At 52.9% G+C, this 18,325-nt stretch carries 8 protein-coding genes; 3 read left to right on the forward strand and 5 right to left on the reverse strand.

Going from position 1 to position 18,325, the window contains the following annotated elements; translation table 11 throughout:
- The first annotated feature begins 173 nt into the window (after positions 1 to 173).
- Entirely contained in the window at positions 174 to 4,313 is a 4,140-nt protein-coding gene (locus tag OZX72_RS08755; RefSeq protein WP_277158306.1) for a bacterial Ig-like domain-containing protein, read from the forward strand.
- Positions 4,314 to 4,459: 146 nt separating this feature from the next.
- Positions 4,460 to 8,329: an Ig-like domain-containing protein gene (locus OZX72_RS08760; protein ID WP_277158307.1), complete on the forward strand. Its 3,870-nt coding sequence runs from the start codon at positions 4,460 to 4,462 to the stop codon at positions 8,327 to 8,329.
- A gap of 153 nt (positions 8,330 to 8,482) precedes the next feature.
- On the opposite strand, the gene OZX72_RS08765 is transcribed toward OZX72_RS08760, so the two are convergent.
- From OZX72_RS08765 to OZX72_RS08785, 5 genes are all read right to left on the reverse strand, one after another.
- Positions 8,483 to 9,805, reverse strand: a complete 1,323-nt coding sequence (locus tag OZX72_RS08765) for an AAA family ATPase (RefSeq protein WP_277158308.1) — start codon at positions 9,803 to 9,805, stop codon at positions 8,483 to 8,485.
- Positions 9,806 to 10,447: 642 nt separating this feature from the next.
- Positions 10,448 to 12,496 (reverse strand): alpha-xylosidase, encoded by a 2,049-nt coding sequence (gene yicI / locus OZX72_RS08770; protein WP_277158309.1) that lies wholly within the window; start codon positions 12,494 to 12,496, stop codon positions 10,448 to 10,450.
- A gap of 152 nt (positions 12,497 to 12,648) precedes the next feature.
- A complete protein-coding gene (locus OZX72_RS08775; RefSeq protein WP_277158310.1) occupies positions 12,649 to 13,893 on the reverse strand; it encodes an extracellular solute-binding protein in 1,245 nt (414 codons plus the stop codon).
- Between the two features lie 111 nt (positions 13,894 to 14,004).
- Positions 14,005 to 14,847 (reverse strand): carbohydrate ABC transporter permease, encoded by an 843-nt coding sequence (locus tag OZX72_RS08780; protein WP_277158311.1) that lies wholly within the window; start codon positions 14,845 to 14,847, stop codon positions 14,005 to 14,007.
- Position 14,848: 1 nt separating this feature from the next.
- Positions 14,849 to 15,706 carry a sugar ABC transporter permease gene (locus OZX72_RS08785; RefSeq protein WP_277158312.1) on the reverse strand — a complete coding sequence of 286 codons (858 nt, stop codon included), beginning with the start codon at positions 15,704 to 15,706 and terminating at the stop codon, positions 14,849 to 14,851.
- 389 nt (positions 15,707 to 16,095) lie between these two features.
- Between OZX72_RS08785 and OZX72_RS08790 the strand changes: the two genes are divergently transcribed.
- The gene (locus tag OZX72_RS08790; RefSeq protein ID WP_277158313.1) at positions 16,096 to 18,213 is read left to right on the forward strand and encodes a sugar-binding domain-containing protein; all 2,118 of its coding nucleotides are present in this window, start codon (positions 16,096 to 16,098) and stop codon (positions 18,211 to 18,213) included.
- Positions 18,214 to 18,325: the final 112 nt, after the last annotated feature.

An 18,325-nucleotide genomic window follows, 5' to 3' on the forward strand; every position in this document is an offset into this window, starting at 1 on the left:
TTAACAGGTTTTATCCGCATACGATAAAGACAAATTATCAGCGATATCACCGAAATTTATATTTATAAAATATTATTAATTATTATTTTCTGATATAGTTAATATACATAAATGTTTTCGCAAACATTTATGTGATTGGGGCCAATGAAGGACTACGAGAAAGAAGAAAGCTTATGCAAGGCAAAGTAGCCGCTGCTGCGGCAAGCTTGGCGCTGATTGTGGGCAGCATTCTGCCGACGACCGCGATGGCATCCACCAGCGGAATAGCAAGGGACGCAAACGCGGTAACCACGCTGACACCAAATCCATGGTTCGCCAACGGACCATTCGAGGGCTGGGGCACCTCGTTGGCCTGGTTGGCCAACGCAACAGGCAGTTACGGCGAGCCCGGCTCCATCAAACATTCCAGCGGCAACGCCCAAGCCGACGCAAAGGCCTTGCAATACGGCAAGGACCTGCGCGAACAGTTCTATCAGAGCATTTTCGGCCGTGACGGGCTTGACCTCAATATGGCCCGGTACAACGTCGGCGGCGGCAACGCCTCGGACGTCGCTTACGGCTATCCCTTCATGCGCCAAGGTGCGGCGGTGCCCGGCTATTGGGCGGAGGACCCGGACGGATCTCTCAACCTCTACGGCGGCACCAGCACCAAGCAGGCGGACAAGAACGCTCTGGACACGGCCTACAGCGCGAACAGCGATGACTCATACGTCTGGGGCACTCGCAGCCAAAACTCACAGGCCGCGAAGAACGTGCAGGCCCAGGAATGGTGGCTCAAGCGCGGCGCGCAAAACGGCGATATCACCGACGTCGAGGCCTTCGCCAATTCCGCACCCTGGTTCATGACGGAAAGCGGCTATGCCACCGGCGGCCAGAATTCGTCGGCCGAGAACCTCAAGGATCCCCAGAAATTCGGGCAATATCTGGCTAAAGTCGTCCAGCATTTGAATACATTACAGGCCGAAAACGGCAACAAAGTCAAGGTAAACACGGTCGAACCGCTCAACGAATCGGAAACCGGATATTGGGGCACACCAAGCGATATGGCCAGCGCCCACGCCACCGGCAACAGCGAGGACGCCAAGCTCATCCAGCGCTATTGGGAACGCTACTATCGCGGCGCGGGCAAAGACCAAAGCAAGACCCCGTATAGCACCGCGGTAAAGAAGCCGCAGGAGGGTATGCACGTCGACAATGGCACAGCCCAGACCGCTCTGCTCGCATTACACGAAGCACTTGCGGCGGACGGTCAGAACAACGTCAAGGTTTCGGCCACGGATGCCACCGATTCCGGACAATTCGTGGACTCGTACAACAACTATCCGCAGAATGTGCGCGATGCCATCGGCCAATACAACACCCATTCCTATGGCACCAACAGGCAACGCGTCGCACGCGATATCGCGCAAAGCGACAGCAAGCGGATCTCGATGAGCGAGGTGGACGGCTCTTGGCAAAACGGTGGATTCAATCCGTACGGCTTCGACAACGGGCTGGGCATGGCCGGCAAGATCAACAGCGACATCTACGCCCTGCAATCCGATGACTTCACCTTCTGGCAGGTAGTGGAAGACCTCTACAACATGTCGACGGCAGACACCGATATCAACGGCAACGCCGCCAATCCCAAGGGCGAGAACACGAACTGGGGCACCGTGCTCATCGATTTCGACTGCAATGTGGCCGGCACCGACGGCAAGCTCTATTCCGAACGCGACGTCGACAACAACCAGGGCCGCACCAACGGCATCAAGCCCTGCTCGGTGGTGGTCAACTCCAAGTACAACGCCGTGCGCGCTTACACCAAGTTCATCCATCGCGGCGACCGAATCATCGCCAACAATTCCACGGCCAACAATATGACCGCAACTTCGGCGGACGGCAAGACGCAAACCGTGATTCATCGCAACAACAGCTCGAAAGACGAAAAACTGGTCATCGACCTGTCTAAGTACGGCGACATCGCCGCAAACGCTTCCGGCAAGCTGTTCCTGACCACCGCCCCGGCGGCCAAAGACGACAAATACGCCGCCACGCTGGACTATATGAACCAGTACAGCAACATCGAGCAAAACAGCGACGCCGTGTCCATCGACGCGAAGGCCAAAACGGCCACGGTAACCATTCCCGCCAAGTCCATCGCCTCAATCGAACTCAATGGGGTCACCGGCGTCGCCAAGAATGTCGGACTCAATAACGGACAGTCCTACCAGCTGATCGGTCAGGGGTCGAACCGCAACCTTCAGGCCGCGCAAGACGGCTCGCTGACCATCGAGGACGCAGCCAACGACGCCACATCAGCAAAGTCGCAGATCTTCACCTTCAACGAGGTGGCCGCAGATCCTGCACGCCCGACGCTGCACCGCTACGTCATCTCCTCGGCCGACGGCGCCAAGATTCTCATGCAGGACGGCAAGTTCGCGGCGGGCAATGTCGCGAGCGCGAAAACCGACAAACATGCGATTTGGACGCTCAACACCGAGGACGGCGAACACTATAGCTTGGTGAACACCGCCGCGCAGCAGGCGTTGGAAGTCGGCGGCCAGAAGACGGCAGCAGGCTCCGCAGTCGGCACCTATATCTCCAACGGTGGTACCAACCAGGCCTGGTCGATCCGCGACGTTGTGGCCACGGGCATCAAGCCGGTCAAGGTGCAGACACCGATCGGCACGGTGCCCACGATGCCATCGTCGGTAACACCGTATTACACTTGGGGAACCGGCCAGCCCGCAACCGCCACTTGGAACACTTCATCCTTGGCGCAGCAGGTCAAGACTCCGGGAACCTACGCCGTCAACGGCCACGCCACTGACATCTACGGCAACACCATGGCCGCGCAAGCCAAGGTGTACGTAGGCAAGTTCTCGGTTTCTGACCCGGCATCGATCACCGTGGCCACAGGCTCCACGCTTGCACAGGTAAAGGCGGCTGCACCGGCAACGGCCAACGCCCATGTCGGCAGCTCCCCCGAGTTCGCCTCGGCTGCGCAATGGCAGTGGGGAGACCTCAATGACAGCGATTTCGCCCGCGCCGGCAAAAAGCAGGTGCCCGGTACACTCGACGACGGAGCGCACGGCACGATTCCCGCTTCCCTGACCATCTACGTCACCAATCCCAAGAACACCAACGGCGAGAACCTCGCGGCGGCCTTCTGCAGCAGTGCGGCGGCCTCGTCAACGGAAAACTCACATTCGGTCGCATACACGTGTGACGGCAAAACCGATGACAACTCATGGTCGAACTGGAGCAGCAGCCCCACCGACACCAACCCATGGCTGAGCTACACCTTCGACCACGCCCACGCACTCAACTCCTTGGAATTCGTCTCGTATGGCGAGGCGACGCCGAAAAGCTTCACCGTGCAGTACAAGAACGGCAGCGGGGACTGGACCGATTCGGGCATCACCGCACAGACTGGCGAGAACCTTCGCGGAGACGTCACCACAGTTGACATCAGCTCGCTGCCTGCTACAAGCGGCATCCGTCTGAATCTCACCTACCGCGATGACGCCAATTACTATGCGAAGGTCTCCGAAGTGCGGATCTTCGAAAAGCAAGTGGTCGCTTCCCCTTCAAACGACGCGACATTGGGCGACCTCCGTCTCGACGGCAAGCAGATCGAAGGCTTCAATCCGGCAAAGACCTCTTACGATGTCAAGCTGCCCTATGGCGCCGAAAGCAACCCAGTACTCCAGGCTTTCGCCGCAGACGGCGCCGCGAAGCTTTCCGTCAAGTGGGAACAGCCTTCCACACAGCGCTCCGCAACAGGAACACTGGATGATGACCCCGCAATCGGCGGGAAAGCAACCATCACCACACAGTCTGCAGACGGCACAACAACCCAAAACACTGTCGTCAACTTCATCCCGACAGCACTTCTGACAGGCCTGCGAGTGACGCCACCGACAAAGACCCAGTACGCCATCGGGGACGCCTTTGACACCACCGGAATGACGGTGACCGCCGTCTACACCGGAATCGAAAGAAGCGAGCAGACCACGCCAATCGCGCTGAACGACCCCGAGCTTTCCATCAGCGGCTTTGAATCGGCGAGCGCGGGCGACAAAACCGTGACCGTCTCCTATCGCGGCGTAAGCTCCACGTTCACCGTGCATGTGATGGCAAACAACAACGCCGGCACACCCGGGCAATCGGGACAGCCTGGGCAACCCGGACAAAAACCCAACGGCAACGCCGCCAACAAGCCGCAGCTCAGCGAGACAGGATCGTCAATCGTGGCACCCGTTGCCATTGCTCTGACGAGTCTCGCTGCCGCCGGCCTGCTGCTGGCCCTGCGCCGTCGCCGCGTCTGACATAAAACGGCTGTGCCGATACTGTCAATGCCTATCGGCACAGCCGTTTTCTCGCTTTGATTTACAACAGCCATCGAACATTCAACAGGCCGGAATCATAGGCCATCAGCCTTCATAATCCGGCCATTTAATATCAAGGAATCGACATGAAACTTCATTCCAATATCGTCGTCGGTGTGCTCGCCGCGGCGACGTTATGCGGACCCATGATGTTGCCTTCCGCCTACGCCGCGGAACCGCCAGAGACGTCACCATCCGCTACATCATCGGCAGCAGCATCATCGGCGACACTGCCATCGGCACTATCACCTGTATCATCCACCGCCGCGAAGGATTCCGCACCGAACCTGTCGAACAAAGAGACAACTCCGACGTCCCAGGCACCAATCATCGGCCAACCATCATCCGCAAAACCGGCAACAACAAGCACACAATCTGCCACACCAACGGCGTCAACGGAACCAACAGTACCGAAACCACCAAAGCCGGCAACACAGGAAGTAACCGATAAAAGCGGCCTGCAATCGCTGCTGACGTCAACCACGCAAGCCAAGCTCCAGCCACTGGCCTCGGGCGGCCACGCCGACAACAGCACGGCGCCATACGACCATGCCTCGCCCAACCAAGCCGATCTCGGCAAACTCAATGACGCGCGAACTGCCGCCCAGCAGGTCATTGACAACGCAACGGCATCCCAGAACGACATCACCCAAGCAGCGGCCCAGCTGCAAAAGGCCTTCGACGCCGTACGGTTCATCTATCATTACACCGGTATCACCGGCACCAACGGCGCCCGCGTCTTCGACAATAACGGTTCGCTCATCCAAGCCCACGGCACCGGCATTCAAAAAGTGAAAACCTCACTGCTGGCACCGTCCGACAGAGCCATTGACGCCAATGGCGACGGAAACGTCTACGTGATGTGCGGCGAGGATAAAACCGACCGTCTGGTGGCCCACGGCGTGCGCATCTACTATTCGGACGATCTCTACAACTGGGTCGACAAGGGCCTCGGTTTCCAGACCTATCTGGGCGACGCCGATCTAGCCAATAAGAAGAGCGGCGCGGATACCACCTATCAGCGCTATTACAATGTCGCGAACATCACCAGCGATCCGGATTACACCAACATCTACGGCACCGATTTCTCGACGTTTGCCGGTGACGCTTCCAACTACAACATCTCCAGCCCCCAGCAGGCGCTCGACAAACTGCTGTGGGATCTCAAAGCGCTCAAAGGCACCGGCACCGACCCCACGAAAACAAGCGCAGTGTTCGAACGGCCGAAAATGGCCTACAACCCTTCGACCAACCGCTGGGTCATCTGGTTCCACGCCGATGGTCCGAAATACGGCAATGAAGACACGGCCACTTATTCCAAGGCCAAAGCCGGCGTTGCGATCTCGGTGGGTTCCGACCCCGCAGGCCCATACAAATATCTCGGCTCCTTCCGTATGAGCCCCGGCAACAATACTGGAAATCCCGGCATGGCCCGCGATATGAACCTCTACATCGACAAAGGCAAGGACAGCAACGGCGACGGCGTCGATGACGCCTACCTCTTCTACTCAAGCAACGAAAACAGGGATTTGACCATCTCGCTGCTCGACAAGACCTACACCAAACTCGTTAAGCCCGTCTCGCAGCAACGTATGGGCACCGACGTCGCCGCGGGAGACACCTACAACATCGCGGCCACCAACAGCAAGGAATCCCCGGCACCGTTCAAATGGAACGGCAAATACTACATCATCTATTCGGAGACCACCGGTTGGGCCCCCAATGAGAACAAGTACACCGTGAGCGCCGGCGACAACATCCTCGGGCCCTATCACGAAGCCGGAACGCCGTTCATCGACGGCGACGGGTACGAGCAGAACCATACGAACTCGTTCTACACGCAATCCAGCTCGGTGATCCCCTACGACGAATCGAAAGGCATCTTCCTGTATTGGGGTGACCGCTGGTTCAACCCGGACCAAGGCGCCGACATCAGCCAGTCCCGCTACGTGATGACCCCCATGCACATGGTCAACGGCAAGTTGCAGGTCTTGCCGGCCGCAGACTGGAAAACCAGCGATCTCGGACGCTATCAGGCCATCGACGTGCAGACCGAACTGCCGAAGAGCACCGGTTCGATGAGCGAGTTGATGGGCAGCTTGCCGAAAACACTCGCGGTAAAACTCGGCGGCAGCAACGAGACAACCACAACACCAGTGGCATGGGACCCGTATTTCGGCCCCGACGAGCCCACCGGCACGGTGACCGTCACCGGCCACCTCACGGCTCTCAACAACACCCCGATCGATTTCACCGTCTCCGTCTATCCGAAAAGCACCGTGCTCTTCATGGACGCCGGCAGCGATCCGACCAACGAATCGGCCTACTATACCGAGCTGAAACGCCATGCCCACCTTCTTGGCACCAACGCCACACACAGCGACCAAGCCTATTCGGCTGGCGGTTGGGGTATTTCCAGCTCGGTCGGGGCCGATGACGGAGACACCGGTGCCAGCACCGACGTTGCCAAATACACAACCAGCAGCAACGACATCTACGAAACCGGCTACTGGGCAAGAGCCGGAAAGACCATCGATTACAAGGCCGATCTGCCCTCCGGAACCTATACCGTGCAGGCGGGGTACAAGGAATGGTGGAGCAACAAGCGCCAGACCGTGTTCACCGTTTCGAATACGGCAAACGGCAAGCAGTTGGCCCAGACCTCGATTGTTCCTAACGGCAATGGAAACGCCACCGACGCCCAGCAATTCAGCCTCGCTGAAGATGCCACCGTCCTCTTCTCGACCAAGTCGACCGGCGGCGGCGACCCTGTGCTCAGCTGGATCAGCGTGAACAAGGTAAGTCCGGAGCAAATCACCTCGGTAACCCCAATCACCGGCACCGTTTCCTTCATCGGCAATACAACACCCTCACTGCCCAAACAGGTGACCGTGCACAAGGCCGACGGCAGCGCCGAGACCAGAACCGTGACCTGGCCAGATCTCGACGCTTCGAAACTGACGATCTTCACTCCGCAAACCCTTCAAGGCGTCGTTGACGGCACATCACTGCCCGCAACGGCAACCGTCGAGAAAATCCCCGAAAACCTGGGATACTTTATCGACGTCGCCGGCGGCGACCAGACCTCAAGCAATCCCTCGGAAAGCTACCGATCCACAGTCGCGGCCATGACAGCAGCGAAGAAGACGCTGCTCAACGCACGTCCCGACCAGAACTTCAACGCGAGTGCCGGCACGACCTGGGGCAACACCTCCAGCAATTACGGAACACGAGCCTCGACATCGTCGGACCCCTTCGACTATGGAATCTACGCGGGAGCGAACGGCACGAAAGACACACTTTCCTACGCGCTCACCCTCTCCCCCGGCAAGCACACGGTCTCCATCGGCATGCACGACTGGTGGTGGCAAAACAGGCCGACGACCATCACCTACCAGACGGCCAACGTCTCGCAGGACGGCAAATCGGTTCCTTCCGCTGTCTCGCCGCGCTCCGGTATCGCTATAGGCGCCCAATCGGATCCGCAACCCTTCGCGACGGTAACCGTCAACAACGCGCAGACGATTGCCAGCGGCGATATCGACATCACCGGCGACGAAGATCAGCTGGTTACGTTCACGCTCGCCTCCGACACTGGAACAGGGCCGGTACTCAGTTGGATTGCGGCCACCAGGTCCGCGCCTGGCACGAATCCCAGCGATCCGGGCACACCCTCGAACCCCGGCAACAACCCAAGCAATGGCAACGGTATAGGCAATGGCAACGGTATCGGCGGCAACGGCGGCAATGTCATCCAGCAAGCTCCGTCCTTGACCAAGCCGAATCCTTCGGCACACGCAGGTAGGCATAACGCCGGCAGCGCCGCCCGAAACGGCACGCAGCTGACTGAGACAGGCGATGATGTTTTTGCAATTGCGATAATCGCCGCCGCCGCATGTTCTCTTGCCTTATCTATCGCTGCAGCCCGCATTGTACGGCAAAGGAGGCGGGACTAACAATTGTTCAGGCTCTGCTAGTGCTAGCTAATCAATACGCGGGTGGCATCGATATTCATTCTTATCGATGCCACCCGTGTATATAATGGGTGCTTCCCATCAAGCCTCGTAAATTTCCTATATTCATTAAACGGACAGGTGTCACGTACCGTTTTATTTCGAGAGCCCTTGAGGCTTCATGAACATCGTCATGTACCACGGCAAATCAATGACGGCATCGTTCTTTTTTTCATGTTCTACATTGCTATTACAAAGCACAAAACCAGAACCAAGCTTCCATTCCTTAACGGCCAGCAATTTATCAAGAGCGGCATGAACGGTAAAATCCTTTCCTGATTTCGCTTCTATCGGTACGATATTGCCGCCACGTTGCATAAGAAAATCAACTTCACCGATCTTCGCCTTATCAAAATAGAAGAGTTCAAAACCATTCGCCGTCAATTCCTGAGCTACGAAATTCTCAAGCGAACTGCCCCAGTTGACACCTACATTCCCCTGCATGATTTCCAATGCCGTCGACCCTGCACTGGCCGCGCCCAGCAGGCCGACATCGCATAGAAAAACCTTCATCAGACTATGTTTTTCGTTGAGTTTCAGCGGATAAACGGGTTCTGAGACGTTCCGGCACGGAAGGACGACACCAGCATCGGCCAACCACATGAAATCGCTGGCATAACGCTCCATACGGGCCGTTTTCGACAAATCAGCCAAGACAAAACGCTTGTTCTTCTTATTAAGTTGCGAAGGCACAGCATCGAAAATCGACTTGATATGCATACGACCGACGCTGGTATCAGCATATTTAGCGATATCTTGACGATACAGCGACAAGATATCGCGTTGCACATTGCCTACTGTATTCAAATCGTTCGTCTCCACAAACGCGGAAACTGCTGCAGGCATGCCGCCAACGACCATATAGTATGAAAATAGAGACATCAAACGCTGATGGAAAACGTTTATTACCGGCCTCGATTCTTCAAATGCGTCACTGGCCTCGTCTATGACCGATTGCTGGATACCATTCGCCCAATAGAATTCCTGCAACGTTAGCGGGTACATCGTCAGATGCTCCTCGTAACCAACAGGATACGAAGGAACCTCCTTATAAGAAACACCCAAGAGCGAGCCCGACTCGATGTAATCGAAACGCCCATCGTCGACAAGGAATTTAATAGCGGTTCGTGCGCGTGGGCATTCCTGAATTTCGTCGAGGAAAATCAGTGTCTTGCCTGGGACAAAAGGCTTGTTAGAGTAAACGGAAAGATTGGCGATAAGGATATCAGCATTAAGGTCTCCCTCAAAAACGGCTTTGGCGCTCGGAGTCTCGATGAAATTGATTTCCAAGAAAACGTCATAATGAGATTTGGCGAATTGGCGGACGAGGTAGGTCTTGCCGACCTGTCGCGCACCGTCAATTAGCAAAGCGCGATGTTGTGGGTTATTATGCCACGCCTCTAAACGTTTTTCAGCCAATCGTTGTAGTATCAACGTTTCACCACCATTCTGCGACGTTTTACGTATCAATTTAACATAATTCTGCGACGTTTTTCGCATATTTCAAGCATTATTTTGCGACGTTTTCAACTCTTGTAAACAGCATTTTGCGACGTTTTACCAATTCACCTTCTTTCGCAATTTTACAGAACGAGACTGGCAGTAGTCTCATGACATCTCCGCTGTTACCCATAGTAGATATCACATAACCAGACAAAAGCGGCAATGATGCCTGATATCAGCATTTACATTTCGCCATTCGTCGATACCGTTCTTGGGCGACAACCCGCGAGGAGAAGGCGAGCAGCAAATATCGCAACAACGGAGCCCGCAACTTATTTCACAACCAATCGCGAAAATCCAGATTTCTATGCAATCCTGTTCCACCGGCGTCGACGCGCAAAATTTCATTACTCTGACCTACGCAAACGGTACCATGGATCGGATTCGCAACGATTGGAACTGCGTTATTCGTTTGAGTAATCGGCCTACGCGTGACGACCAATTCAGCAATATAATCAACAAATAGAATAAGGGCTAAAACGATAAAGCCACTCGTATTTAGCCCTTATTCAATTACGCGCCACCTGAACCAACCGTTCAGATAACCCACATTATCAGTCAGACGTTCAAAGGATCAGAACCAGGACGCACCAGTAAAGGCAACGTATGGTAATCATATTGTTGCGTATACCAATGGTTCGGCTCATACGATTCTTTAGTAAGAAGGTTGACCCAAGACTTTCCTTGCATCTCCCCTTCTACGTCAGGAACGTAGAAGCGAACCACGCCATCCTCCGAAAAGACAGGAGCCACCAGCAAATCATCACCCAGCATGTATTGGGTGTCGATATCCTCACAGTTCGGATCATTCGGGAATTCCAGAACCATCGCACGCATGACCGGTGTGCCGAACTTATGCGCTTCTTGGCTCATCTTCATCAAATAAGGACGCAAATTATCTTTGAGCTTGCTGAACTCACGCGTGACTTCAACCGCTTCGGAACCGTATCGCCACGGAACCTTGAGATCACCGGCCCCGTGGTAACGGGAATGTGAAGAAAGCAGACCGAACTGCGTCCAACGCATATAAAGATCAGGCGTCGGAGGAACGGGACTTTCCTCGAAACCAGCGATATCATGGCTCCAATAGCCGAAACCACCCATTCCCAGCGACAGGCCACCTCGCAACGAATCGGCCATAGCCAAATACGTCGGATTCGGGTCGCCTCCCCAATGAACAGGGTATTTCTGACTCCCCACGGTTGCCGAACGCGCAAAGACGACTGCATTCTCCTCGCCTTTGACCTCTGCGGTAACCTCGTAGACGGCTTGGTTGTAAAGCAACGTGTAGTAGTTATGCATCAGCTTGGGGTCGGCTCCGTTATAATAACTGACGTTTTCGGTGGGAATCCGTTCGCCGAAATCGGTCTTGAAGCAATCGATGCCCTGTTCCAGCAAATGCCGCAACTTGGATTGGTACCATTTTTTGGCATCTGGATTGGTGAAATCGACTATTGCCATTCCTGGCTGCCACATATCCCACTGCCAAGGGGAGCCGTCGGCATCCTTGATGAAATAACCGTTCTGCGCACCCTCATCGAATATCGACGATTTCTGAGCTATATAGGGGTTCAGCCACAGACAAGCCTTGACGCCACGTTTATGAAGTTCGGACAGCATTTTTTCAGGGTCGGGGAATTTCGTTTCATCCCACTCGAAACTGCACCATTCCATTTCCTTCATCCAATGGCTGTCGATATGCACAACGCTTAATGGAATATCGTGTTTCGCCATATCGTCGACCATCTTGACGATGGTGTTCTGATCAAAATACGGGCTCATCGAAGTCGAAAGCCACAGCCCGAAACTCCACTCAGGAACAACAGGCGGCTTGCCGGTCAAATCCGTGTAGTTGTTGATGATGTCTTTGAGATCCGTACCGCCGATAACCGAATACGTCATCTCCTGCTCAGGAACGGAGAACTGAACTCGGGAAACCTTTTCCGAGCCGATTTCAAAGCTCACCCTTCCAGGAGTATTAACGAACAAGCCGTATTTTTTGCTGCTCAGGTAAAACGGCACGTTTTTATACGCCTGCTCGCTTTCGGCGCCTCCATCAAGGTTCCAGCTCTCCACGGTTTGGCCGTTTTTCACAAAATTGGTAAACCTCTCGCCCAGACCATAAATCTTCTCATTGATACCTAACTCGAGTTGTTCGACGATATTGGTCTGACCCTGAGGGTCCATCACCACGGATTTGCCGCGCCAACCCGAACGTGCAATCTGCTTGCCGTCGAACGTGTAGAGAAAATCAATCAGCTCACCCTTGGCGATATGCAATGTCAGCCTGTCAGATGTAAAGGTCCATTCCTTCTCGTTTTCTTCGATCTTCACCTGCGGATGAGTCTCATTCAGCTCGTACTTGGGGCACTTGCTCCGGTCTTTTTTGTAGTTGATGAGTCTCGTCGTGATGATGTTCGGACGAGGGCTGGTGACCTCAATGGTCAAAAGTCCGATATTATACGTGTCCCCCAACGTATGGATATGTCTTCCAAGCGGGCAATAAAGCGTCAGCTTGTCTTCGGCAATGTCCGCCGTATACACATTCGCGGCATATCTTACGTCGTAACCTTTTTTGACCAGCCAGGCACCGTTTAAAAACTTCATGAATTTTACCTTTACAAAAATCGTAATTTTTTATAGTAAATATCGCCATACGAATTCCGATAGCCCGCAAATTCACGCAACAAACGAAAGCCCAGGCTCTTCGTGCAGATGCAAGAAGAGCCCAAGCATTTCAAAATCGGAAGACGCTATGACTACTTGATACCGTTCTTCTGGAAATCGGCGTCGAGCGCATTGAGATAGGTGTTGACATCACCCTTCTCAAGGAACTCCTGGCTCAACCCCTGCATATCGCTCGCACCGGTAAACATGACATCTGGGAAGATGCAGGTCTTGCCCTTATCAATGTAGTCGGCCTTCATCGCCTTCAGCACGTCGGTATTCGCAGGAACATCAGAGCGGACGGAAAGCAGGTTCTGGTCATCCGTATATTCCTTCTGAATCTTCTTGGACAGCAGGAATGTAAGGAACTTCTGAGCCGCCTTCTGGTGCTTGGAAGCCGAAGAAACACCAATCAATGCATCGGTACCAGAAATCAAAGGAGTCGTGTTGGGCTGATCACGGGTAGGCAGCACGAAGAATCCAAGATGAATGTTGGGATTGGCCTCAAGAATTGCCGGAATGGCCCAGATTCCCTGAATATACATAGCGGACTTGCCATTGGCGAACTGCGAGTTACCAGTATCATAATCCGTTCCTGCGGGATCTTCCTGAGCGAAGGTCTTCAATTTGAGCATACGATCAGCAGAAAGCTTCCAACCGGGATTCTTGGCGAAGCTTGCCTTGCCCTTTTGCAGATTGTCCCAGAAATCCTTACCCTGTTCCGGAGCAGCCACCGCCATAGCCATCTTATTGGCGGGATCGGCATCCTTCCAAGTGAAGATGAAGGGCTGCTGACCCGCATCCTTGATCTTTTGGGCTGTCTGAACGAACTCATCCCACGTAGTGGGAGCCGTCAGACCAAGCTTGGAGAAGATATCCTTGTTGTATAGCACACCTTCACCGATGATGGACCACGGCACAACATAGTTCTTCTTGGTCTGGCCGATCTTATGCAGGTAATCGTAATAGGACTTGTTGGCCACGGACTTGTAGGCCGTGGTTCCCGTCTGTTCGGTGAGAATGTTTGCCTTGACCAGATCGTTGTAATAGGTGCCATCAGCAGTGATTACATCAGGAACGTCGTTCTTAGCCATACGGGACTTCAACACGGTGATGGGGTTGGAAGCCGTTTGCTGTTCAACAGTGATATTCGGATTCTGGGCTTCGAATTCCTTAATCAGCTTGTTGGTGATTTTCACCGATTCAGGCTTCTTCTGGAAGAACTGGATGTGTTCCTTCCCATCTGCGGAATTGCCACCGCAGCCAGCCATCATAGGAATTGCCATGGCAATGGAAGCCACGAGCGCAACGCACTTAATCGCCTTTTTCCTTAGCATTTCACTTCTCCTTTGGAGTTTGTTTCCAACGGCGGCGAATGGCTCAATCGCTTCTTCGCTGCCGTTCATCAATTATTATAATGCAATCGTTTGCAAAATCAAATCAAACAATCACTCTTTTACAGACCCTGCGGCAACACCATTGATAATCTGTTTTTGCGCGAACAGGTAGACGATAAGCATTGGGATCATCGCGAGCGTGTACGAAGCGAACGACAGATTATAGTTGGTATTAAAAGCACTTTGGAACATGTACTGGGTGAGAGGAATAGTGTACTGATCCTGCTTCGATATCATTACCAAAGGCAGCATGAAATCATTCCATACCCACAATGTTTGCAAAATGCCAACGGTTGCGTTAGCCGGCCCCAGCAACGGGAAAATGACCTTCCAGAACGTTTGCCAGGTATTGGCGCCATCAAGCATCGCGGCTTCGTCAAGGCTTCTGGGAATCGTGTCCATATAACCCACATAGAACATAGTGTTGAACGGCAGGTTGTAGATGACGTAAATTGGTATCAACCCGTAAAGATTGTCCAAGCCAAGCATGCTCATCTCTTTGACAAGCGGCAACATCAGAATCGAAAATGGGATGAACATCGCCGAAACGATATAGAAATAGGCGATCTTGAAGCCTTTACGGTTCATGTTGCGGGCTATGGCATATCCGATCATGGCATTGGTCAGCACGCCGATGACCACCGAAACAACCGTCAGGATCAGGCTGTTGCCCAGAGCCCTCCAGAAATTGGTCTCGACGATAGCTTCCGAGAAATTGCTCCATCGCCATTGCGTCGGCAACGCCCACAGGCTTTTTGCACTCTGCTGACGATCCTTCAAGGCGGTGGACAACGTCAGATACATCGGTATCAGCACAGTCAGAGAGCAGAATATAAGGAATATGGTCAACAGCCAGTTGCTGCGCTTCCTGATAAGTTTGCTTGAGCTATCCATATTACTTCTCCTCCTTGGAGCCAAACACACCCATTTGAATCAACGAAATCGCCAAAATCAGCAGGAAATAAACGACTGCGTTGGCCGACTGATAGGCGAATTGACCGCCCTGGAAACCGTTACGATAAATAAGGAACGAAATCGATTGCGTCGCGGTTCCGGGCCCGCCATTGGTAAGAGCCACAATCAAATCAAAGACCTGAAGCTGGGTTTTCAGCTGAAGAATCATATTGACCATGACGAACGGGGTCACCAATGGCAGCGTGATCTTCCAGAATGTCTGTACCGTATTCGCGCCATCCACTTTCGCCGCTTCATAGATATCGGTTGAAATGGACTCGATGCCCGTCATATAAATGACCGTCGTCACCGCGCAGGCCTGCCAGACAGCAACAATCACGATAGCGACCCACGCCCACTGGCTGTTGCCCAGGATGCTCTTGGAAAGAAAATCGTTATGCAAGCCTTTACCAACTGAAGTGACGACCTGCGAAAAGATAAAGTTGAAGACATAGCCGATGACGATGGTGGCGAGCACCGCTGGCAGGAAGAACACACCTCGCAGGAAACTGCGGAAACGAATATTCTGCGTCAGGCAAACCGCAAGCAACAGACTGATGACGTTGGTCAGAATCGAGGCCAACAATGCGAAACCAATAGTGAATATATAACTGTGAATTACCGATGGATCGGTAAACAGCTGGGCGTAATTCTTGAACCCTATGAAATTCCATCCCCCATATCCCCTATAGTCGGTCAGACTGTAGAACATACCCATCAATGCCGGGACGGTCATAAAAACAAAAAGAAATATTACACCTGGCACGACCATCAAGGCATAACCAGTACGACGTCTCATATCTCCACTCCTTCATGGATCGTGGCTGTTTCAAACCAGCCACACAATCAAATTTTCCGAGAGACAAAATGGACACACTCCACATTCCGGCAACAAATCATGAACGTGTCAGATTGAGGAATATCCTATTGCAAACGCTTACATTTTATCACGGAAATAATCCACTCATGTTTAATCCTCCTCAACTCCAATGTTATAAAGAAAGCAATAAAACATTGTTATTCCAAAGCTTCGAAAATAACGTAACTATACTATAGCAACCGTTTGCAATAATCAACTCAATCTTTTATAATTTTCCCCGAGGCACGATGTTTATCGGACCATATACGACGAATGCATCGTACCGAACCTGCGAATATAGGGGGCAATAAAGCAATGGGGTTACGCAAATGAAACAAATTGACATCGATGCCGGCTGGTCGGTTCTTCAGGACGTCCACGATGAAGGGGAATATCTGAAGTTGTACAACGATCCCGACCTCACGGATATCGGCCCTCAAATCTCGCAATGGGAACCAATCGAAGCCCTCAGGCATCTTCAGCTGCTGTTTGCACAGCATCCTTACTGGGGCAGGGAATTACGCTATTTCAATGAAGCGCCCTGGTGGTACCGGAACATTGTCAAACTCAACGAAGTAACAGACAATAAGCACTATACGCTTCGTTTCACCAATGTTGACTACTACGCAAAAGTCTGGTTCAACGGGAAACTAGTGGCCTGCCATGAAGGGTATTCCCTGCCTTTTGAATGTGACGTGACACCTTTTGTGCATCAAGGAGACAACACGCTCATCGTAAAAGTCTGGTCTCCTTGGGACCCGAGCGTCAGAGACAACGCGTCGCAAGAGCGTACGCACCTCGTTGAGCGGCAACTCATCAAAGGCACTTACGAACACTCGGATGGGTTGATAGCCCGGGACGTGAATCCGGTAGGGATATACGGAAACGTCTGCCTCATAGAGCAAGAGAAATCATTCCTTACGAGCGGAGCCAGAATCTCGACGACGCTGGATGGAAGTACAGGAAAAGTAACGTTAAGGGGACAGTTAATAGGCCCAGAAGCCCCCTTGACCCTATCCATTACGGCACCGGATGGCTCTTCAGTAAGAAAAGAGCAATATCACGTCAAAGGAAACTTCGAAATTTCCATGACATTGGACGACGTGCTGCCATGGTGGCCATGGGATCAAGGCGAACCGAATCTCTATACGCTTCGTCTGTCAATAGACGGCAATGAAAACCTATGCCGAAAGATAGGCTTCAGAACGGTAGAGCTCGTTCGCACCCATGATCAAACGCAATTCCGCATCAACGGACTGCCGTTCTATGTACGCGGCACCTCTTATTTTCCCGACGTCTATCTGTCCGCCATGAACAAAACACGGTACGAACGCGACATCAAAGCGATAAAAGATGCGGGGTTCAACCTTATCCGTGTTCATGTCCATGTAGAGAACCCGGAATTCTATGATTTGTGCGACCGCGCGGGAATCGCCATTATCCAAGATTCGGAATACAACTGGACGCAACCGAAATCCGAAGACTGGGAACGTCGGTTCATCGCAATTTTCCGCGATACCGTCGCCATGCTCGACCGACACCCCTCGATTATCTGCTGGATCTGTCTCAATGAGCCAGGCTGCGACGACATGGTTCAGGGCACACAGAGCTATGCCATGACGACAAGTCCCGGCCCACAAATCTACAAGGCCATTACCGAATTCGACAGGACAAGACCGGCAATCAAAGGTTCCTTCTGTTCAGACGATGTTTATAGCGGCGACAGCCATAACTACTGCGGATCGCTCGAAGCCCCTGACAGGCCATACACCGACATCGACGGCACTTACGAAAAATTGAACACCGAATTCGGCTTTGACGCTCCTGGGGCGGCGGGCAACTTGGAATCCGTTGGTCTGCCCAGCAGGATAACTCAGGAATTGACCAAACTGACTCCATCTCTGCAGTATTATCAATCCAGACTCACCAAGTATTACATCGAACATTATCGTTGCCAGAAAAACAGACCGAATTGGGGCTATGTACAATTTATGTTCATCGATTTGTGCCCTCAAAGCTTCTACGGGCTGCTTGACTGGAAAGGAACGCTGAAACCGGCATATAACGAGCTCAAAGCCATAAACCAACCGATTGGCGTATTTTTCGAGCAGACAGCTCATTGTATTAAAAGCATCAAGGCGGTCAACGATTCCAATCACATTCTGGCCAACGTCGAAGTCTCGTGGAAGATTTTCGACCAAGATGCCGGAAAGAAAATCGAGAACCGCACAACCATAACTTTGGGCAACGGTGACGTAACCGACGTATCAACTTTGGATATCACCGATAACGGCCATCGCTGGGACGCAGAACTGAGTTTGCAGGATTCCTCCGGAACCGTTATCGCCGAGAATACGTATGCAGATATATTCAATCATCCTCAGCATCCGAAAGGTCATCCGAACCGAATCAGCCACGAATATGGGATCAGGCTATATTCGATATGATGCGGGACACGACGCTGCACATAAGGATGTATTTGCGCGCAAATGGTCGTTTTAATCAAAGGCAACGCTAAAATTGGCTTGAACAACCGATGAATTGCAGCGCTAATACGAT

This window comes from Bifidobacterium sp. ESL0769 (assembly GCF_029395495.1).
Taxonomy (GTDB): domain Bacteria; phylum Actinomycetota; class Actinomycetes; order Actinomycetales; family Bifidobacteriaceae; genus Bifidobacterium.